This window comes from Sorangium sp. So ce726 (assembly GCF_051521405.1).
Classification (GTDB): domain Bacteria; phylum Myxococcota_A; class Polyangia; order Polyangiales; family Polyangiaceae; genus Sorangium.
Window position 1 is genome coordinate 9,828,939 of the sequence record NZ_CP150349.1, and the last position, 20,787, is coordinate 9,849,725.

The 20,787-nt window shown below is 68.3% G+C and carries 15 protein-coding genes; 8 read left to right on the plus strand and 7 right to left on the minus strand.

Translation table 11 applies throughout. The features are described 5' to 3' along the window. The first annotated feature begins 303 nt into the window (after nt 1–303). The 3 genes from WME79_RS36575 to WME79_RS36585 all read left to right on the plus strand — a co-directional run bounded on the left by WME79_RS36575 (nt 304) and on the right by WME79_RS36585 (nt 4,110). Complete coding sequence (locus WME79_RS36575; protein ID WP_437524635.1) at nt 304–1,680, plus strand: endo-1,4-beta-xylanase; 1,377 nt, start codon at nt 304–306, stop codon at nt 1,678–1,680. A gap of 172 nt (nt 1,681–1,852) precedes the next feature. Beyond that, the gene (locus WME79_RS36580) at nt 1,853–2,305 is read left to right on the plus strand and encodes a hypothetical protein (protein ID WP_437524638.1); all 453 of its coding nucleotides are present in this window, start codon (nt 1,853–1,855) and stop codon (nt 2,303–2,305) included. Then, nucleotides 2,302–4,110, plus strand: a complete 1,809-nt coding sequence (locus WME79_RS36585; protein ID WP_437524639.1) for an FAD-dependent monooxygenase — start codon at nt 2,302–2,304, stop codon at nt 4,108–4,110. Before WME79_RS36580 ends, WME79_RS36585 begins: the two co-directional genes overlap by 4 nt. Nucleotides 4,111–4,131: 21 nt before the next feature. Here the strand turns inward: WME79_RS36585 and WME79_RS36590 are convergent, their stop codons facing one another. The 5 genes from WME79_RS36590 to WME79_RS36610 all read right to left on the minus strand — a co-directional run bounded on the left by WME79_RS36590 (nt 4,132) and on the right by WME79_RS36610 (nt 9,539). Then, complete coding sequence (locus WME79_RS36590) at nt 4,132–5,019, minus strand: putative glycoside hydrolase (RefSeq protein WP_437524642.1); 888 nt, start codon at nt 5,017–5,019, stop codon at nt 4,132–4,134. Between the two features lie 215 nt (nt 5,020–5,234). Then, nucleotides 5,235–6,401, minus strand: a complete 1,167-nt coding sequence (locus tag WME79_RS36595; RefSeq protein WP_437524645.1) for an ABC transporter permease — start codon at nt 6,399–6,401, stop codon at nt 5,235–5,237. Nucleotides 6,402–6,451: 50 nt separating this feature from the next. Further along, complete coding sequence (locus WME79_RS36600; RefSeq protein ID WP_437524648.1) at nt 6,452–7,618, minus strand: ABC transporter permease; 1,167 nt, start codon at nt 7,616–7,618, stop codon at nt 6,452–6,454. Next, the gene (locus WME79_RS36605; protein WP_061620404.1) at nt 7,615–8,313 is read right to left on the minus strand and encodes an ABC transporter ATP-binding protein; all 699 of its coding nucleotides are present in this window, start codon (nt 8,311–8,313) and stop codon (nt 7,615–7,617) included. Before WME79_RS36605 ends, WME79_RS36600 begins: the two co-directional genes overlap by 4 nt. Then, entirely contained in the window at nt 8,310–9,539 is a 1,230-nt protein-coding gene (locus WME79_RS36610) for an efflux RND transporter periplasmic adaptor subunit (RefSeq protein WP_437524652.1), read from the minus strand. The genes WME79_RS36605 and WME79_RS36610 overlap by 4 nt, the downstream gene beginning before the upstream one ends. Nucleotides 9,540–10,178: 639 nt before the next feature. Between WME79_RS36610 and WME79_RS36615 the strand changes: the two genes are divergently transcribed. The 5 genes from WME79_RS36615 (at nt 10,179) to WME79_RS36635 (ending at nt 18,193) form a co-directional block, all read left to right on the plus strand. Then, nucleotides 10,179–11,006 carry a hypothetical protein gene (locus WME79_RS36615; RefSeq protein ID WP_437524655.1) on the plus strand — a complete coding sequence of 276 codons (828 nt, stop codon included), beginning with the start codon at nt 10,179–10,181 and terminating at the stop codon, nt 11,004–11,006. Between the two features lie 649 nt (nt 11,007–11,655). Further along, nucleotides 11,656–12,969: an FYVE zinc finger domain-containing protein gene (locus tag WME79_RS36620; protein ID WP_437524657.1), complete on the plus strand. Its 1,314-nt coding sequence runs from the start codon at nt 11,656–11,658 to the stop codon at nt 12,967–12,969. A 231-nt stretch (nt 12,970–13,200) separates the two neighbouring features. Then, a complete protein-coding gene (locus tag WME79_RS36625) occupies nt 13,201–14,346 on the plus strand; it encodes a metallophosphoesterase (RefSeq protein WP_437524660.1) in 1,146 nt (381 codons plus the stop codon). Between the two features lie 665 nt (nt 14,347–15,011). After that, nucleotides 15,012–16,793, plus strand: coding sequence for an RICIN domain-containing protein (locus tag WME79_RS36630; RefSeq protein WP_437524662.1), 1,782 nt, complete (start codon nt 15,012–15,014; stop codon nt 16,791–16,793). Between the two features lie 14 nt (nt 16,794–16,807). Beyond that, entirely contained in the window at nt 16,808–18,193 is a 1,386-nt protein-coding gene (locus WME79_RS36635; protein ID WP_437524665.1) for a WD40/YVTN/BNR-like repeat-containing protein, read from the plus strand. A gap of 127 nt (nt 18,194–18,320) precedes the next feature. Here the strand turns inward: WME79_RS36635 and WME79_RS36640 are convergent, their stop codons facing one another. After that, nucleotides 18,321–19,580, minus strand: a complete 1,260-nt coding sequence (locus tag WME79_RS36640; protein ID WP_437524667.1) for a peptide-N-glycosidase F-related protein — start codon at nt 19,578–19,580, stop codon at nt 18,321–18,323. Between the two features lie 167 nt (nt 19,581–19,747). Beyond that, nucleotides 19,748–20,731: a matrixin family metalloprotease gene (locus tag WME79_RS36645; RefSeq protein ID WP_437524670.1), complete on the minus strand. Its 984-nt coding sequence runs from the start codon at nt 20,729–20,731 to the stop codon at nt 19,748–19,750. Between the last annotated feature and the right edge of the window lie 56 nt (nt 20,732–20,787).

Consider the following 20,787-nt stretch of genomic DNA (forward strand, 5'->3'; position numbering starts at 1 on the left):
GATGGCGACGTCGGCGGCGACCTGCGCGTGAGCGCCGCCGACGCGCTTGCTCCAGAGAGGGCTCCCCGCGGGCGCGCATGCCGGCGCGACTCCATCGCGGTCCTCGCCGCCCGCGCCGCCAGCGCGGCCGCACATTCACAAGAAAGCTGGATCCCGTCCGGGTCCACCCGCGTGCAGAAGGACGAAAGAACGCCTGCATCGAGACACTTTGTAAGTAGTCTTACCTAACCACTTGTGCTGGAACGCCTGACTCGCTATCGCCGGCACTTATCGGGTATGGTGCGTGTCCGAGGGATCGCACCGATGCGCAAGAATTTGATTTCGATTGGGTTGCTCAGCTGCCTGCTCTGGTCCTGCACCTCGTCCACGTCGGCTCCGGACGATGACGCGACCACGGGCGACACCACCACCACCAGCAGCAGCGCGAGCACGGCTCAAACGGGCGGAACATCGGCGAGCGCCGGGGGTGGCGCGGGCGGCAGCAACGCCGGAGGCAGCGGCAGCACGTCGGCCGGTGGGGGTGAGACGAACGAGGGTGGAGGCGGCGGCACGGACAGCGCTACCTCCGCAGGCACGGGCGGCGCGGGGACAGGCGGCGCGGACACGGGCACGGGCGGCACGCCTGATGAAGGCCCCCCCAAGAACCTCGCGGAGAAGTACGCGAGCCTCTTCCCGATCGGGGCAGCGGTGGATTCGCAGTCGTACATGACACACGGCGCGCTGCTGAAGACACACTTCAACAGCGTCACCGCCGAGAACGAGATGAAGTTCGAGTCGCTGCAGAGGAACGAGAACAGCTTCAGCTACGACGCGGCGGATCGCATCGTGAACTTCGCGGTCACGAACAAGATGAAGGTCCGCGGGCACGCCCTCGTCTGGCACAGCCAGAACCCGGCATGGCTGTTCTCGAACGGCTCTGGCGGCACCGTGTCGAAGCAGACCTTGCTGACACGCATGAAGAACCACATCAGCAACGTGGTGCGTCACTTCCGGGGCAAGGTCTACGCGTGGGACGTCGTGAACGAGGCCATGATGGAGGATGGCTCGTACCGCACGGGCAACCTGGCCGATGGCCAGAAGAGCCGCTGGTACGAGATCCTCGGCGAGAGCTACATCGCGGAGGCCTTCAAGGCCGCGCATGAAGCCGATCCAGACGCCAAGCTGTTCTACAACGACTTCTACAACTACATCCCCGCCAAGCAGCAGGGCATCTACAAAATGCTCAAGGGCCTGCTCGACCAGGGAGTGCCGGTCCACGGCGTCGGGCTGCAAGCCCACCTCAACATCGAGCCCTCCACGGTGACCACGAACCAGGCGTATTACCAGAACGTCGCCAACATGGAGGAGGCGATCAAGCTTTATTCATCGCTCGGCCTGGATGTGCAGGTCACGGAGCTCGACATCTCGCTCTACATCCCCGGCGTGACGTACAACCAGAGCACGTTCTATACGGCCGCGACCTTCACGGACGCGCTGAAGGCCAAGCAGGCCGCGCGCTACCGCGAGTTCTTCGAGCTGTTCCGGAAGTACAAGTCCGTGATCACGGGCGTCACCTTCTGGGGCATCGCGGACGACAACACCTGGCTGTCCGAGTTCAGCTCGGGGCGCAAGGACTTCCCCCTGCTCTTCGACGGCAACCACAACCCCAAGCCCGCCTACGACGCCGTGGTGGGCTTCTGAGGGTCATGAAGGCCAGACGAGCCGGCCTGGCCCGGCTCGCGCTGGCTACGCCGAGCCCGCACAGCGGGCGATGACCTGAGCCTCCCGCCTCCCACGGGTGTGGCCATTTCCGGCCACCGCATGGCCACTCATGGTCATTGTGCACGTGATTCCCGTGCTTTATCCCTCTGCCATGAGCTCCGAACGCGCGCCATCCTCCACGACGTGGGCCGTGGGCAAGGCCCTCTGCATCCTGTCGGCCGTCGCTTATGGCCTGTTGACCGGGCTGATCGATATCCTCGATCCGCATCACCTCCAGAACCCTGACTGGCCCGGACACGCGAGGTTCCACCTGCTCTGGCAGATCAGCGCCGGGGCCCTCGGCGCGCTCGCTTCCATCTACCTCTTCTGGACGGCCACGCCGCGCACTGTGGAGCGTGTCCGGGCGGGGGCCTTCCTGGGTGCCCTCCACATGGGCGGATTCATCCTGGCCACCGTCTTCAAGAGCGCCGCCGGCGCCGAGTTCGACGCCGATGGTCGCGTCCTCCTCGGCTTCCTCCCGCCGAACATGCTGCACCTGGGCACGTCCGCAGCGCTGCTCTTCGCTGGCGTCTCCCTGTGCCACAAGAAAGGGGCTGCCACATGAGCCATCGCACCGTCTCTGCTCCTGTCCTCATCATCGGCGCTGGCCCCTCGGGGATGGTGAGCGCGCTGTGCCTCGCCAGGCGCGGCATCGAGTGTATTCTCATCGAGCGCCGGCCGGGCCTGGAGAGTCACCCCAAGGCCCACGAGCTCTCGGCGCGCTCGATCGAGATCCTCCACGAGCTGGGGCTCGGTTATGGCGAGCTGTCCGCGGAGGCGTCGCCGGAGGACGACGCCGCCAAGATCCTGTTCTGCGGCACGATCGGCGAGGAGTTCGGCTGCATCGATCTGCGAGCCAACGGCGTCGGGCGCAAGTACCGAGAGCACCTCGAGGCGCCCATGCCCTACCTCAACATCTCGCAGGTCGAGCTGGAGAAGCTCCTCCGCGAGCGTGTCTCGGCCTCGCCGCGGATCCAGGCGCTCCATCACCACCAGTGGGAGTCCTTCGAGCAGGACGCGGAGGGCGTCACGAGCCGGATCACGAACAGGACGACAGGCGAGACCTTCGCGGTCCGGAGCCAGTACGTCATCTGCTCCGACGGCGCCGGGAGCCGGAGCCGCAAGGCCCTCGGGATCGAGATGAAGGGCCCGGACAAGCTGCTCGACGTCGTCAACGCCTACTTTCAGGCGGATCTGCGCCACGTGGTCCGCACCCGGGGCAAGCTCTACTTCATCTTCTCCCCCAAGGCGCCGGGCAGCGTGTTCATCGCCCACCACGTCGAGAAGCGCTGGGTCTTTCACCTCCCGGTGGCGACGCCGCACGAGAAGATCGAGGAGTACACGCCCGAGGTGATGCAGAAGAAGATCAAGGCGGCGCTCGGGCGGGACGACGTCGAACTCCAGATCACGTCGATGAGCCACTGGCGCATGACGGCGCAGGTGGCGGAGCGCTTCCGCAGCGGGCGCGTCTTCCTGGTCGGCGACGCCGCCCATCGCTTCCCGCCCACGGGCGGGCTCGGCATGAACTCCGGCATCGGCGACGCGCACAACCTGGCCTGGAAGCTCGCCATGGTGATCGAGCGGCGGGCCGCGCCCGGCCTGCTCGACAGCTACGAGGCCGAGCGCCGCCCGGTCATCGAGACGAACTGCGACGAGAGCCGGCTCAACTTCGAGAGGATGAGCGAGGTCGCGGAGGCCTTCGGGATCGAGGTCGAGGAAGCTCAGTGGGTCAGCGAGAAGCTGGCGAGCTCCACGATGCGCGCGCTGCCGGCCCCGCTCCGCGCCTGGACCGAGCGGCAGGTCCAGCACTACGGCGAGAGCATCCTCTCTCGGTACCATCGCGATCCCTCGGTGCGAGAGCGTGTCCTCGCGGCCATCGCGCAGCAGAGGTCCCATTTCGATCGGATAGGGCTCGACCTCGGCTACACGTATGAAGAGGGCGCGCTCCTCGGCGACGGCACGAGGCCGCCGGAGGTCGATGACCGGGTGTCCTCGTACGTCCCATCGACGCGGCCGGGCGCGCGGTTCCCCCATTTCTGGCTGGACGGGAACAGGAGACAGCGCGGCAGCCGCTCCATGATCGACTATGGCGCTTCGATCCTGCTGCTCGGCGCGGCCGTCGAGGCGCTGCCCGCGGACCTCGAAGCGCTGGAGGATGTCGAGGCGCGCCACGGCGTCCGGCTGTTCAGGCTCGGCTCGGCCGACATCCCTGCCTGTCACCAGGCCGCCGTGCACGCGCTCTCGCAGATCGAGCAGGACGGCGCGCTCCTGATCCGGCCGGACGGGCATGTCGCGTGGCGCCAGCAGCGCGGCGTGACGCTCTCCGTGGAGCTGATCGCGTCGATCGTGGAGCAGGTCTACGGGGCGTAGCCTGTTCGGCCGGGCGGCGGCTCAAGCCGTGTCCCGCGGCGCGCCGACGAACGCGCTCTCGTCGTAGTGGCTCCGGGGGTTCCACGCCGCGTAGCCCGCGCAGCCGGCGTCGTCGATGGCGCGGATCTGCTCCTGGATGTGCCACGGCGTGTACTCGTACCGCTGCATGGGGCGCGAGCTGTCCAGATCGAACGCCTGGATCCAGCTGCGCAGCAGCCCGATGCGCCCGGGCAGCGCTGCCACCCTGCGCCAGCCGGCCGAGAGCGACGCGTACAGGATCTCGTAGGGGTGATGCGCGGGGTTCGCGAACCCGAAGCTGCCAGGGCCCCAGTGCGATGGGTACGGCATCGGCATCACGTAGTCGAAGAGCTCCACGGCGTCCTCCAGCCGCTGGCCTATCCCGTCCTGCGGCCCGAGCAGCGTGAACCCGAAGACATCCGCGGAGATCGCGCGAGACGCCGCATTGCCGACCTCCGCGCGGAGGAACTCGAAGAAAGCGCGGATCGTCGGCGCCCTCTCCTCGATCGGCGTCCGAGACCGCGGCTCGCGGGCCGCGCCATAGCGCACGTAGTCGTAGTTCACCTCGTCGAAGCCGACGTCGTACGCCCGGAGCGAGATCTCCGCGATCTCCCGCCATCGCGGCTGCGAGCCTGGGTCGTACCAGCCCCGCGGGCCGCCCTTGAACGCGACGAGCCGGGCGATGAGGTAGATGCCGGCGTCGCGGAGGGCGCCCAGCTGGGCCCTGGTCACCTCGTCCCGCTCGAAGAGGAGCGCGCCCTCCTCCGATCGGATATCGATCACCATGGAGTTCAGCTCTGTCCGCTGGACCAGGGAGGAGAGCCGATTCAGCCGGTCCACGCTCCTCCCCGCCGCGAAGTTCACGTAAATCGCCTTGGTGATCGTGGGCATGCTGTTCCCCCCGCCGAGGGGAGAGCACGTCCCCGGCCAAGGGAGCACCGGGCGCGCCGGAACACCTTTCGCAGCCCTTTTCAGCGGGGAAATTGAACAGGGAGGCGGGGAGACAGGGAGTATTTGAAGACTTACCTCCCCGTCTCCCCGCCTCCCTGTGAACTTTCCGAAGAATTTGCGGGGGATGCCTCAGGCGCCGCCCCCTGCGCCCCGGGTCACCCGCGCATCGCCTGGATCGGGCTGATCCGCGCAGCGCGGAGCGCCGGGAAAAACCCGCCGAGAAGGCCCATCACCGCCGCGATCGCCACCGACGTCAGCAGGATCCCGGGCGTCGGCTCGAACGTGAACACGACCTCCGACCAGCTCGCGAAATTGACGGTCGAGAAGCGCACGAACCTCATCCCGAGCGCGGCGAGCACGCCGAGCGCCCCGCCCGCCAGCGCGAGGAGGACCGACTCGATCAGGAACGACACGAGGATGCTGAACCGCGAGAAGCCGAGCGCCCGCAGCGTGCCTATCTCGCGCTGCCGGTTGGCGATCGACGAGTGCATCGTGATCATCGCGCCGATCATCGCGCCGATCGAGAAGAACACCGCGATGAGCACGCCCATCACCTTGATGAACATGCTCGTCCCCTCGGACTGCTTCTCGTAATAGACGCTCTCGCGCATCACCTCGAGCCCGAGGGTGCGGTTCTGCTCGATCGACGCCTCGAACGCGTCGAACTTGCTGGCCGAGGCGAGCCGCGCCCGCACCGCAGAGACGCCCCCCTCGCGGCCGAACGCCGAGCGCGTCGTGTGCAGGTCGGCCCAGATCTCGGACTCCGACGAGGAGCCGCCGTCCTCGAACACCCCCACGACCTTCACCGGCCGGTTCTTTCGCAGCTCGAACGACTCGCCGAGCGACAGGCCCTTGAAGCGGCCCTTGATCGCCTTGCCCACGATCACCTCGTCCGTGCCCGGCTGCGCCGGCCGGCCCTCGATGATCTTCACCTGCGAGCGGAACGCGAGCACGTCGTCGGGCACGCCGCGCACCTGCACGTTGGAGATGCCGTCCGTGCCGAGCTTCTCGAGGAGGATGACCGCGATCACCTCCCCCACCCCGTCCGGCTTGCCGTCCTGCCGCTTCGCGACCTCGGCGCTCGCGAGGATCACGCCGATCTGCTGCTCCTCGATGCTGCTCACCATCTCGGCGTCGGAGCCCTTCCGCATCACGATGGCGACGTCGTCCCGCGCGGTGCGCCCCAGGGTGCGCTCCACGCTGTTCGCGAGCATCAGCACCGACGCGAACACGAACACCACGAGGCCGAGGCCGGACGCCGTCGCGAGGGTCGTCGTCTTGCGCACCACCAGATTTCGAACGTTGTAGGCGACGGGGATCATGAGCGCTCTCTCCCGCTTTCAGGGTGTCGAAGACAGGCTGCGTGGGTCGCTCACGCCACGCGCCGGAGCGCGTCGGTGACCGAGAGTTTCGAGGCGTTGTACGCCGGGATGAGCGACGCGACGAGCGACAGCCCCATCGAGAGCAACACCGCCATGACCATCGTCGAAGGCTCGATCCGGAAATAAGGGAACCAGGCGCCCATGTCCTCCTCCAGCCACCGGCCCAGCCCGAGCTCGACGATCGGATACGAGACCACGAGCCCGAGGAACCCGGCCAGCAGCCCGATGGTCGCCGCCTCCCCGATGATGAAGATCCTCACGTGCTTCGGCTCGAACCCGAGCGCGCGCAGCACGCCGTACTCCCGCGTCCGCTCCCGGACGCCCATGGCGATCGTGTTGCCGAGGATCATCATCATGATGAGAAGGATGATGATGGACACGACGTTGAGCGCCGTCAGCACGGCCGACATCATCGCCATGAACGACAGGTTCATCGCCCGCTCGCTCATCGTCGCCGTCTGGACGTCCTTCTCGTCGAAGATCTTGTCGATCGCCGCGCTGATGTCCGCGCTCCGCGACGGATCGTCGATCCGGGCGGTCATCCAGCCGATCTGGTCGCGCTGCCGCTCGGGGAGCGACTCGTTCAGGTAGTCGTAGTGAAAGATGAACTGCGACCTGTCGATCGACTTGCGCGTCGCCGTGTAGATCCCCGAGACGTTGAACTGCCACGTTCCGGGGTAGATCGTCCCCTCCAGCGTCACCGTGTCGCCCGGCTTCACCTTGAGCCGGGTCGCGAGGACGTCGCCCACGATGGCGCCCTTCCTGTCGCCCAGCCACCGCTCCATGCCCTCGGGCGAGACGACCATCTCATCGTAGACCTTGAAGAAGGTCTTCGACTCGACGGCCATCGAGGCGAAGAAATTGTTGGCGTCGCGTGGGTCCTTGGCGCCGAACCAGCTCATGAAGGACCCCTCCGTCACGCCGGGGACCTCGCGGACCGTGTCCATGTAGCGCTTCGGCAAGGGGAGGATGAACGAGATCTTGTGCCGCGTCGCGATCCGGTCCTTCGCGGCGTGGTCGGCGGCGACGTTCCACGCCGAGAGCACCGTCCGGAGGAGCACGAACGCGAGCACCGCCACCACCGCGCCGATCACGGTCAGCAGCGTCCTGAACTTGTTGCGAAGGACGTTCCTGGCGGCGACGGAGACGAGGTTCATGACAGGTTCCCCTTGTCGAGCCGGCGCGTCACCGTCGCGCGCTCGGCGGCCTGCGGATCGTGCGTGACCATCAGGATGGTCTTCTTGAACTCCTTGTTGAGCTTCTCAAGGAGGGCCAGGATCTCGTCGGCGCTCTTGCGATCGAGATCGCCGGTCGGCTCGTCCGCCACGATGATCGTCGGGTCGTTCACGATCGCCCGCGCGATCGCGACCCGCTGCTCCTGGCCGCCGGAGAGCTGCCGGGGATAGTGGCCCATCCGCTCCTCGAGCCCGACGACGCGCAGGGCCGTCTGCGCGCGCTTCCGCCGCTCGGACGACGACAGGTTCGTGAGCAGCAGCGGCAGCTCGACGTTCTCGACCGCGGTGAGCACCGGCATCAGGTTGTAGGCCTGGAAGATGAAGCCCATCGTCCTGGACCGGAAGCGCGCCAGCTCGCCGTCGCTCATCCTCGTGAGGTCCTGCCCCGCCACGCGCGCCGAGCCGCGCGTCGGGCGATCGAGCCCGGCGATCAGGTTCAGCAGCGTCGACTTGCCCGAGCCCGAGGGCCCCATCAGCGCCTCGTACGACCCCTCCGGGACGTCGAGCGTGATGTTGTCGAGCACCACGATCGGCTCCTTGTCGCGGAAATAGCTCTTGCCGACCCCCTGCAGCTCGACAATGGGCTTCGGCTTCCCGTCGCGATACCCCTCGGTCATTCGCTCCCCTTTTCCTTCTCTTTGATCTTCTGACCGTCCGCGAGGTCGGCCGCCGGCCTCGCCACGAGGCGCGCCCCCGGCGCCGGGCCGTCGAGCAGTTCCAGCCCACCGGGCGCGGGGCCGCCCACCTTGATGGGCACCATCCTCGCCTGGCCCTCGTTGACCACGAACACCACCTTGGCGCCGCCCCGCTCGACCACCGCGGCCTCCGGGACGACCCGCTTCGGCGGCTCCTTCATCGCCTCCTCGGACAGCGCCTCGGCGAGGAAGCTGACCCGCGCGCTCATCTCCGGCAGCGCCTCCTTCGGGTCTCCGACGAACTTCACCTTCACCGGGATGCTCGCCTTGGCGCGGTTCACCCGCTTGCCGATCTCGAGCGTCGTGCAGCGGTGTCGCTTCGACGGATACGCGTCGAGGACCACCTCGCACGGCTTGCCGGGCTCGACGAGGTAGAGGCGCGTCTCCGGGACATCGGTCTCGACGACGAGCGACGCGAAGTCGGCGATCTCGACGAGGTGCGGCAGCTCGAGGCCGACGACCTCCCCGACCTCCGGCGGCCTCGACATGATCGTGCCGCCGATCGGCGCGACGATCTTCCGGTCGGCCAGCGTGACGCGGAGGCTCTCGACGTCGGCCGCCGCGGCCTTGACCTCGGCGTCGGCCGCCGCGGCCGACTGGGTGAGCGAGTGCATGCGCGCGGTCAGGTCCTCCATCGACGCGCGGCCGGTCACCTGGCGCTCGACCAGCAGCCGCTCCCGCGCGACCTGCTGCTCCACCTCGACGATGCTCGCCCGGGAAGCCGCGGCGCGCGCCCGCGCCGCCGCGACCTTGGCCTGGGCCGCGGCCACGAGGCTCTTCTGGTCGGCGTCGTCGAGCTCCACGAGCAGGTCGCCCTGCTTCACCACGTCGCCTTCCTTGACGTGCACCCGCGCGATGCGGCCAGGGATCTTGGCCCCGACCTTGGACACGACCTGCGGGACCACATACCCGGTCGACGTCACGGAGATCGACGCCTGCGCCGGCGAGACCAGCGCGACCTCCGTGGTCGTGACCTCGGTCTTGAAGATCGCGCTCTGCGCCCTGGGCAGGGCGAACGCGGCGGCGCCGGCGACCGCCGCGAGCACGACCGCGGCGACGAGGACGGTGCGGAGCGGGCTCCGCCGATCGGGATCGACGTCCCGCTGGATCCGCAGCGAGGCGAGATCCGAGCTGAGCTGGTCGGACACGGTGTCTCCTTAACACGCTTCCGGCACCGCGTTGAACTTCTATCGCCCATTTCTGACGCGCGGCGCCACCCGCGCCCGACACGCAGGACGCGGCCTCGCGCTCGGCCCTGGAGCGGCGCTTGCCTCATATCGAAATCGCCTCCCGCCGTGATAATCCGCCCGTCCGGACCGCAATGCGCCGCACGGCTGTGCCCGCCGCGCCTCACCTGTGGATGCGCGCTCCCTCGCGCGCAGCGGCGCTCGGGCCTTCACGCGAAGCGCTCGGCGGGCCTCACGGCCGTTGGCTGGCGCACCAGGGCGTCGCTCCAGCGATGGAGCAGGAGCGGAACGTGAGGAGGGAAACCACTGCAAGTAATTGAAACTACGAGCGTTTGTCGAACCAACTTCACGTGCGAGGGCGCCGCGAAACGGCCGAAGTGCCAATCACCGCGATCCACGCGGCGGAGCAGGCGTGAGGTGCGCTGCGCGCCACACACGAGGTGGGATTGGTATCTGCGGCGCTGTGCGCCGCTGTCTGCGCCGACGCGGGGCGCGGGGCCGCGGTGCGGCTATGGTGCGAGAAGCGCGCCTTGCGCTCCCGGGCTCCCGAGACCAACACCCCGTCTCGACGCCCCGACGCCGCACGTCTACGCTGTCACGATGGGTTTTGTCGCGAGCCTTTTCATCGTCTACGGGGTCGCCGGGGTGATGCTGGGCGTCGCGGTCGCCATCGCGATCGGGCGCTGCCACCACCACCGGCGGCGCTCGCAGATCGCCGCGTATGCGCGGAGCCCTTCGGCATCCCACGGCGCGATACGCGAGGGGTTTGCGCTCCTGCGCGGCGAGGTGAGCGCGGAGGACACCGCGCCGGGCGACGCGGTGATCGCGGTCGAGATCCCGTGCGGCGGCCAGGCCGGCGCCGCGCCGAGCGCGTGGCAGACGCGGGCGCGCGCGTTCTCGCTCCGGCTCCCCTCGGGCGCCACGGTGCGGGTCGAGCCGGCGAGCGGCAGGCTGAGCCTCGATACCACCTTCGTCCCGACGAGACGTGGCGGCGCGCCCGCCTACGTGTCCGAGGTCCGCCCCGGCGACACGATCTACATCGCGGGCTCCGTGCGCCGCGAGATCGACGCGAGCGCCGCCGGCTCGGGGTACCGCGACGCCGCGCGGGCCTGGGTGCTCCGGGCGCCCGCGCACGGCAGCCTCTGTGTCGCTTCGGAGACGGTGATCGCCCACCACGCCCAGCGCGCGCGGTTCCACCGCTCCTGGGCGCTCGCGCTCGGCGGGGCGCTCGCGGCGCTTCACCTCGGCCTGTTCCGCGCGTTCCACGCGAGCATGCTCGGCACCGTCGAGTCGGCCGGGAGCATCGACATCGGCCCGGCCGCGCTCGCGCTCTTCTTCGTCGGCGCCGCGGCGCTCACCTACCGCACCCTGGCCGAGCAGACCTCTCCCTGGATCGAACTCCGCGTAGATCGCTCCAGAGCAACCTAGAGCGACGGTCACCCGCTTCGGATACGGGCCCACCTCGACGTTTTCGGTGCTCAGCGCACTGGAGTGCGCTTGCGCGCCGAAAACGCCGATCTGGGCCCGTCTCCTGTGCGGGAGACCGCCGCTCTGCGTCGCGTGTACCAGAGGGGGGCGGACACCGCTGTAGAGCGCCGACGATGAGGCAGCCCCGAGGAAAGCAACAGAAGGGAAGAGAAACCGCGAGGGGCGCAAGGGGCGGGCAAGAGAAGTTCTCGTCACTGGGACCTCGCGCCCCTTCATGCGGTTTCTTGACTTCCCGCATTCCTTGCCCTTGGATTTGGTTGGCCAATCGACTTCGAGTGGCCCGTGCCGCGCTGAGCCGGCATGTACATGTCGAGCGTCGGCTCGGCTGCGTCCCGGCGCGCTTCCGCTTGACGAAGAAGGTGACGGTCTTGCCCTCCGGCTGGTCGGAATCGACGCCGGGATTCTCACGCGGTAAGGCGAAGGCGCCATGTCCCCGTCCGACCCCTTGTTGGTGGATCACGCGCTCCCTCTCGGCTCGAGGCCGGCAAGGCCGCGCGGGTCCTGGCCGCGGCCCGCCTGGTCAAGCGCTTCGTGAGCGCCGGAGGGCGCCCCGACGCGACGCCCCCCACCTTCCCCGCGAGAGCATGCCATGCCCCTTGTGATCATCGTCTGGAACCCGGTGCACGAAGTCCTTCAGAAGCTCTCCCTGGGCCAGAAGTGGGAGGTGTTCGTTGCCGCGTTGGACGTCGCACAGAAGCGGTTCGTCGGCGTCAAAGACGAGCTCATCTTCGTCGCACCGGACTACCTGTTTCACAACGATGACGAGCCGTACACGACGAAGGACTTGGGGTTCTATACAAGCGAGATGGAATCCCTATCGAAACAGCTGCCGCCAAAACACCTTGTAGTGGCCGGCTCCATGCAGTGGGTCGATCGCGGCAAGAAGAAGCTGTCGGTGACCGCGCTCGTCGCGAGCAAGGAACCCGTATTTCGCTACGACAAGAAGCGCAAGGCGGACACCGAGGACTCCCCGCAGTTCGCGTTCAACCCGGGGACAACCACGGGCCACTTCAAATGGGGTGGGCTCTCCTGCGGGATCGAGATCTGCCAGGATCACGAGGAAACGGTCCTCCTCAGTGAGGTCAGGAACACCCTCGATATACACATCATGCTCTCGTTCGGCCAGATCCGGCGCGATCAACACATGGCGCTCAAACCTGGGGGCATATTCATTCAATGCGAGCTCGAGAGCTATGAATACTGGTATAAGAAGAAGCCCGGATTTGTTCCGGTGAGCAACATTTGTCGCTATGACGCCAAGCGTCATCAATATTCCAAGCTATTAATACCGCAGGTTACATCGATCGCGGACAAACCGGAGGAGACGACCCATGGTAACTTCCTGCTCGCCAAGACGGAACTCCACACGACGTTCACAACGGCGCCGCTCACGAGCTTGATCACGACCTCGACGACGCAGCCGTTCTCGCTCCAGCCGGAGATGCCGCTGCTCACGACCTCGACGCCGCTGCTCACGACCTCGACGCCGCTGCTCACGACCTCGACGCCGCTGCTCACGACCTCGACGCCACTGCTCACGACCTCGAGGACGACGCCGCTGCTCACGACCTCGACGCCGCTGCCGCTCTCGCCCCCGAAGACGACCACGCCGTCGTTCACTCTCCTGCCCCCGACGTCGAAGCCGGTGCTCCCTCCAACGTCGCTCGAGGTTCAGCAGATCCCCACCTGGCAAGAGGATGACCTCGTGTCGCGGTGCCCTCTGTGCCGCCGTAATTTCTCGTTCACGCTGCGCCGCCACCATTGCCGCATATGCGGCAAGGTCGTTTGCGATGACTGCTCCACGGCACGGAAGATCCTTCAAAGCCCCGTCCCGAAGCCGGGCTTCTTTGGAAGCAGCACGGTGGAGGAGGGGGCGCTGCGCGTCTGCGATTCGTGCAAGTGAGGGCAGGATGGCGCGCTCCCTCGTTCGATCCCATCCAGGCTTGGAGTGCTCATCCCCTGCCTCGTCGCGCTCGACGCCCGAGCGCAGGGCACTGCACGAGCGGCTCCTCACTCAGGCCATGGCCGAGGCGGCTGAGCGCCGGATGCTCAAGACCAAGGGCGGGAGGCGGCCGGGTAGCATGATAATCGACAAGCGTTTGCCCAACGTTGAGGACATGCTAAAATACGTGACATGGCCGCGCCTCAGCAAATGGTGACGCCCCAGCGCATTTTCGTGATGGGCGACCCGCAGGCGCCGATGGCCAAGGTGATGGCCGTGCTCGCGTCGCACGCGTTGCTCGGCGCGGACGGCCGGCTGGCCGACGACGTCGTGCTCGTGTCGATCGGCGATCACTTCGACTATGACCTCGATGATCCGGTGGGCGCGGGCGCGGAGGGGCTCAGCACGCTGCGCTGGCTGGCCAGCCACGATCCTGCGCAGGTGCGGCTCCTGTTCGGCAATCATGACGCGGCGCGGGTCATGGAGCTCGCCGGCCTCGACGACGTGCGGTTCGCTGCGGCGCGCGAGCTCGGGCGCTCGATCAAGGAGACCAGACGGCGTGAAGGCGCCGAGGCCGCCGCGCGGCGCGAACGCGACGAGTTCGCAGCGCAGTTTCCCGATGTAGCGACCCCGGGGCTCGCGGCGCGCGATTATGCGTCGTTCAGCGAGTCCCAGCGCGAGCTCGTCATCGATCTGCTGCTCTGCGGCCGCTTTCATCTCGCGCTCTCGGGCGTGCTGCCCGACGGCCGCGCGGTGTTGCTGTCCCACGCGGGCGTGACCACGCGCGAGCTCGCGATACTGGGCATGCCGGACGAGCGCGACCCGCATCGACTGGCGGCGGCCCTCGAGCGACAGTTGCGCGCCGCGGTCGACGCGCGGCGCGCGGAATGGCAGAGCGGCGCACGCACGCCGCTTTCGCTCGAGCCTCTCCACATCGCAGGCGCTGCAGGCAACGAAGGTGGCGGCCTCCTCTATCATCGGCCTGCGCACGTCGATCGCGTGGGTGGCGATCCGGCATGGGAGCTCGATCCGGCGCGGCCACGGCGCTTCGAGCCGCGTTCGCTCCCGCGCGGCCTGCGACAGGTCGCCGGTCACACCGGTCACAGGAAGTGCAAGGCGGAGCTCGGTCACGACTGGCTCACGGCGGCGGCGCACCAGAAGGAGATCGGAGGAATCCGCACGCTGCGCGTCGACGGAGACGTCGTCAGTTACGACGTCGGGATCCTGGACGATCGACCCGGAGCGGCCGACCTCTACCTGATCGACGGGGAGATGCGGTTTATCGCGGCCGCCGATTACGCTTTGCTCCCGCTCGCCGAGCTGCTCGTCCCCGCGTGAAGCCCGACGCCGCGGTCGCGAGCGCGACCGTCGCCCCCGGCGTCGTGTTCCCGGCGGTCGCCGGGGTCTACGCGACCGTGCGCCGCGAGGGCGCCAATCTACCCACATCGCCGCCTGCACCCTCACCAGGGGACTCACGCGCTCACCCGCGACCACGGATTGCCACCCTCGCAGCAAATCGCGCAGAATTCCGGCCGAGTTCGTTCGATCCGCCGAGCACAAGAGCTCATCCACCAACTCACGTGGTCTCACTGGGGTGGTGTTTTCATGTCCATTCAGGATCTCTCGCGATCCATGCCAGTCGCGCAAACATCATATCGGATTGGATCACGGGCCGTCCTCACGTGATTGTTTCACCCAGAGAGGCACGCTGCCCGTGTCAAGCCGGTAGCACGACTGTGGCCGCGGATTTGCTTTGAAGGGACAGGCACTCGCGAGGGTGCGTGGACGGCAGCACGGCGCGGCGATCGCGAGCGATCGTCGCGCGGGTCCGCGAGCGGATTGGCCGTCAAGTTACATCAGCAGCGGAGAGGCTGGCGGCGCTTGCGGCCTCTCCTTGACAGCGCTCCGTCGCGCCGCGCCCGGGCTCCTGAGGGGGATGGTGCGGCGCTCTCCGACATCGGGGGAGATGGGCGCATCGGACCGAGCCAGGAAAGGAAGATCCAATGAAGCGCTTCAAGTCACACCTCACCGCGGCTGCCCTCACCGCAGCGTGCGCGTTCGCGCCCGGCTGTCTGAGCCTCGACGCCGGTGACGAAGCGGGGCCGACCCCGACCGCCTCGGGGACGCTGACCGTCGCCGTCGCCAATGGCGAGGCGCGGTACATGCTCGAGCGAGAAGATGGGGTGTTCGTGCGCCTGAACCTCGACTCGATGACGGATACGGCGTCGGGCGCCGAGCCGTCGATCGACTGGCGCACGGCGAGCGGCTCCCCGGTGGACGTGTTCGGCACCGAGACCGACGACGGCGCGATCATGGTCGCCACGATGCGACCTGCCGAGGGGATCGGCGAGCTGACGAGCGCGCTCGTCACGACCGGGACCAAGCGCGTCCTGGTGCTGCGCGTGCAGTTCGACGGCGGCCAGACGCTGGGCACGGAGCAGGACGTGCGCAACACCATGGCCGGAGCGGCGACCCACCTGGCGGGCTCGTCGTTTGGCAAGATGCAGCTCGAGTACGACCTCGCCGGCCCGTTCAACATCACCTTCGGCAAGTGCGACGACTACAACCGATGGCAGAACGAGGCCAAGACCGCGGCGAAGAACGCCGGCTTCGATCTGAACGCGTACCAGCACTACATGATCATGGGGAAGATGGATTGCGGGTACGCCGGCATGGGCGCGCAGCCCGGCAACGCCACCTGGATCGCCGGCCTCTGGCCCGAGGTCGTCGTGCACGAGCTCGGCCACAACTTCGGCCTGTGGCACGCCTCCTCGCGGACGTGCCGCGACGCCGGGGCGACGGTGACGATGAGCAACGACTGCACCTTCGACGAGTACGGTGATCCGTTCGACCCGATGGGCAACGGCGGGAAGCAGCACTTCAACGCCAACTACAAGGTGAACCTCGGGTGGATCCCGTCGTCGCAGGCCCAGACGGTCACCGCCGACGGAACGTATACACTGGCCCCGATGACCGAAGCGAGCGCCGGGACCCAGCTCCTCCGCGTCAAGGGCCCGAACGACATCATGTACCAGATCGAGTTCCGCCAGCCGGCGGCGACGAACGTCGTCGACTCGCGCAACCTCTCCACGAAGGGCCTGCTCATCCATGCGTTCTTCACGCAGTCGCGAGAGAGCGGCCGGGCGCACCTGCTCGACATGATCCCTGGCGGGAACTTCAGGGACGCGCCGCTCGCCGTCGGCGCTTCTCATCAGCTCTTCGGGACGAACGCGACGCTGAAGCTCGTCTCCGTGTCGGCCACGGGCGCGCAGCTCCAGATCTCCGGCCTGGGCAGCGGCACGACCGACCCCGGGGGCGGCACCGGCGGCGGCACGGGCGGCGGCACCGGGGGCGGCACCGGCGGCACTGCCGGCCAGAGCCTGGCGGCCCTCCATTCCGGCAAGTGCATGAGCGTCAACGCGGCAAGCCTGGACAACGGCGCCACCGTCGTCCAGCGGCCGTGCACCGGGGCGAGCGACCAGCAGTGGCAAGTCGAGATCATCAGCGGCACCACGGCGACCGTGAAGAACGTGAACAGCGGAAAGTGCGCCGACGTGCAGGGGTCCAGCCGGAACAACGGGGCGAACATCACGCAGGCGGACTGCAACAGCAGCAAGAGCAGCCAGAAGTGGGACCTCATCGATCGCGGCAACGGCGTCGTCTCGCTGCGCTCGGTCAACAGCGGGAAGTGCGTGGATGTCTATGGAGCCAGCACCGCCGACGGCGCCAGGCTCGCCCAGTACACGTGCAACAGCGGGACGAACCAGCAGTTCCGGCGGCAGTAGCTAACCTCGCCTCGATGAACCGTATCGCTCTCGGGCTCGCGGCCGCCGCCGCGGGCCTCGCCCTCTCCGCCGCCACGCCCGCGCGCGCCAACGGCCGATACCCCACCGCCGGCCAGATCCTCGTCGATCCCGCCGATCCCGAGCACATCATCGTCCGCGCGACCTACGGCGTCCTCACCACCCACGACGGCGGCGAGCGCTGGTCGTGGATCTGTGAAGCGGCCATTGGCTACAGCGGCTTCGAGGACCCCATGCTCGTCGTCACCGCCGACGGCTCGATCCTCGCCGGGCTCTTCGACGGGCTCAGCGCGACGCACGACCGCGGCTGCGACTGGCACATCGCCGAGGGCGCGCTCGCCCAGCGCAACATCGTCGATCTGTCGATCGATCGCGCGGATCCCGCGAGCGTCCTCCTTCTCGGCTCCAGCGTCATGGCCAGCGACGCGATCTTGACGCAGGTCTGGGAATCGAAGGACGACGGACGGACCTGGACGCAGGCCGGGGTCGATTTCCCGAGCACGTTCCTCGGCGTGACCCTGGACAGCGCGCCCAGCGATCCGCGGCGCATCTACGTGAGCGGGCGCCGCAACGGCCCCACGTTCGAGGGGATCGTGCGGCGCTCGGACGATCGCGGCGCGACCTGGGAGGAGTTCGACGTCCCTGGCAGCGACGATCGCAACCTGCCGTACCTCGGCGCCGTGGACCCGAAAGACCCTGACGTGGTGTACGTGCGCCGCGACGGCGACGGCGCGGACGCCCTGCTGGTCTCGCGGGACGGCGGCGCCACGTGGCGTGAGGTGTTCCAGGCGGCGAGCCTCCTCGGCCTCGCCCTCTCGCCCGACGGGACCGAGATCGCGGCCGGCAGCGATCTGGACGGTCTGTGGGTCGCGCCGACGGATACCCTGGAGTTCACCCAGGTTGGGCAGCTCGGCGTCCGCTGCCTGACCTGGACCCCGCGGGGCCTCTTCGCCTGCGCCGACGAGCCCGTGGACGGCTTCTCCGCCGGCGTTTCCACGGACGGGGGCAGGACGTTCTCGCCGCTCATGACGCTCGACCGGCTCTGCGGCGCGCCGGAGGCCTGCGGGGGCGAGAGCTCGACCGGCCGGACCTGCCCCATGCTCTGGCGGGCGACAGCGCGCTTCGTCGGCGCCGCGGACTCGTGCGAGGCCGGCGCCGGCCCGGGCGGCGCCGCGGGCGCGGGCGAGAGCGAGGCGAGCGCCGCCGGAGGAGAGGCCGGCGCGGGCGCAGCCGAGCCGAGCGCCGGCGGCGGCTGCTCCTGCGGGGCGTCGGGCGGGGGGCGCGCCGGGGCGCTCCTGAGCTGCCTCGCCGCGGCCGGCGGCGCGCTGCTGCGCGCGCGGCGGCACGGACGCCGCCGCGCGCAGGCGCCGGGAGCGCGGTGACGGCCCGGGCTGTTCCCGCGTCGGGTGCTGGCCGGAAGGTGTTCTATGTCACCCCGCGCGGACAGCGTGATTGTACCGTGGGACGGCCGCTACGGGGAGCGTGACGCTCGGATCGCGTTGGGAGCTCCTAACGCGCCTGCACGTAGAGCGAGAACGGGATATTGCCCTCCCCGCCGACGAAGGTCGCGTCAGGGACGTCGATCACGAACTCGTGCATGCCGGCGCTCGCGGCGCCCCACGGGACGATCCGGGTGTCGATCCTGTCGCCAGGGCACCAATTGCTGAACGACTGCCACTCGTTGTCCGACCGCGGGGACGTCCCGTAGATGCCGTTGGCCTGGGTGTTGTACTTGCGAAACGGCTCGCACGACGTGCGCCCGGGCTTGTACTGCAAGGCCAGCTCGCCGTCGACGTACACGTAATGGTCGCGGCGAACATACTCCTCCCCGCCCTGGTTGGCGCCGTGATTCGACGTGATCAACACGAGCTGTGCATTCTGTGTATCTGCCGGCAACTCGAAGCTGACGGTCTTGCGGGTCGTGCCGACCTTGTCGCTGGCGCCCGTGGCGTAGTTGTTGAATTCTTCGCTGATCGCCAGCGGCAACAGGACGCTGAAGTCCTGGGCCTCCTGCGTGCTGTCGGTATACAACAGCAGCGATCCGAGCTGCGTGTCATTGCGACCAGCGCACCCGGGGACCTCGTCGTTCGCGGCGTAAGGCACGCCGAAGATGCCCAATTCGAACCAAAAATCGTGTTCGGCCAGGAGGTCAGGGTCCTTCAAGATCGGCACGAGGTTGCTGGCCTCCCATTCATAGGGGACCGTCTTCGGCTGCTTGTTCATGTCCATGAACGGCGTGACGAATCGCGCGATCTCGATCCGGTCCACCTCCCCCGGAACGTAGGTCTGGGCGCCCTTGGGGACCAGCGCCAGGTTGACCGAGCCGAGTCGGTCGTAGTTGTCGCACAGCGCTCCCACGACCACGCGGACCTTCAGGGTCGTTTGGACCTTGGCGAGCAGCTCGTCGGTCAACCTGGTCGCAACCAGCGAGTTGTTGTGGCGGATCACGCCGGCCGGGATCGGTTCGTCGACGGTCTCGGCGTAGCCGTCGTAGAACGTGATGTCCTCCAGCACCGGGACCTCCTCGGGCTCCCGGGGCGGCACGTCGCCGCTGCCGCCGCTGCCACCCGTGCTGCCACTGCTGCCACTGCCGCCACCGCCGCCCGTGCCGCCGCTGGCTGCGCTGGTCCCGGTCACTGCGCTCGTGCTCCCGTTGCTCGCGGAGGTCCCGGTGCCTCCGCCTGTGCCCGCGTCAGAGCGCTGTTCATCCGTGCACGCGGCGAGCAGGGCCAACGGACAGAGGTATGGGATCGCTCGACGCAGGTTCATTCGTCGAACTTATCAGATCGCCGGCTCGATGTCGCGTTGGAGCGGCGGCCCCACCACGCCCACGTGGTGTCCTGATCAGGGCACTTGACGGTTTCCGGATCGGAGTAACTTCGCGAGGTTGCGCATGGCAAATTGGGGTACCACCGTAAAATGGTGGTGAGTCATCCTCATCCGGAAGGGCGCCTAACGTCGGCGCGGCGGGCCTCGCGCCGGCCGCGCTCGCCGGCGCGGGGACGCCCGACGGCGCGGAGCCAGGCGACCGCGCCAATCGCGACGGCGGCCAGCGGTACGCTCCCCCCTGGGCCGCCGGCGGCGGGCGGCGCCGCGCTGCAGCGGACCATCTGATCGTCGGCGCACTCGGGAGAGAACCCGTGCGGCGGGATGGGGTTGCAGGTCGACGCGGAGAGATCCCGAGGGGGGTAGATCTGGCAGATGCCCGCGATGTCGTCGTCGTGCAGCGTCCGGAAGTTCATCGGGTCCGACCTGTCGTACCTCGAGTGCATGGTCGCCTCGGGGCCGGCCATGCTGTGGTCGAGGCCCAGGAAATGCCCGGCCTCGTGCGTGACGATGGCGAGGAGATCTTCCCTCGGCGCGGCGGAGTCGTCCCCGACGGTGAAATCGTAGAGATCGGTGTTGATCTCCATGTCGGCCCCCCAGAGATCACCGGTCTTCCTGTCGAACTGCACCGTCGTGAGCGCGAGCATCTCGGTGTTGTGTCCCGAGGCCGCGAGCCACTCCAGATCGCGGAAGACGACCACGTTGGCGTTGCCCGGCACGAGGCCATCGACGATCCTGGTCTTGCCGTCCCTGGCGTTGAGCTCCACCGCTCCGCAGGTGACGGGCCCGAGGTTCTGGACGCGGAGCCCCGGCGTTCCCCCTTCGCAGGGCGCCTGCATCCACGTGTCGAACGCGGCATCGAGCACGTCCGAGATCTCCTGGTAGGAGATCTCGCTGGACGCGTCTTCCTGGATGCTGAAGCCGATGCAATCGCCCGTCCAGCGCAGCGGCTTGCATTCGCCGACCGGCTGGTCGTCCTGCAGGCAGAGCTCCGACCTCTTGCAGGTGTTCGAGCGGCAGTAGGCCGACGCCTGCTGCGCGCTCGCCAGCACGGCGAGCGCGACCGCCACGCAGGAGCACCTTGCACCCTTCATCGACATCGACTCCTCCACGGTCGCTTGACCGTAAGGCGACGGTAGCAGCGCGCGGC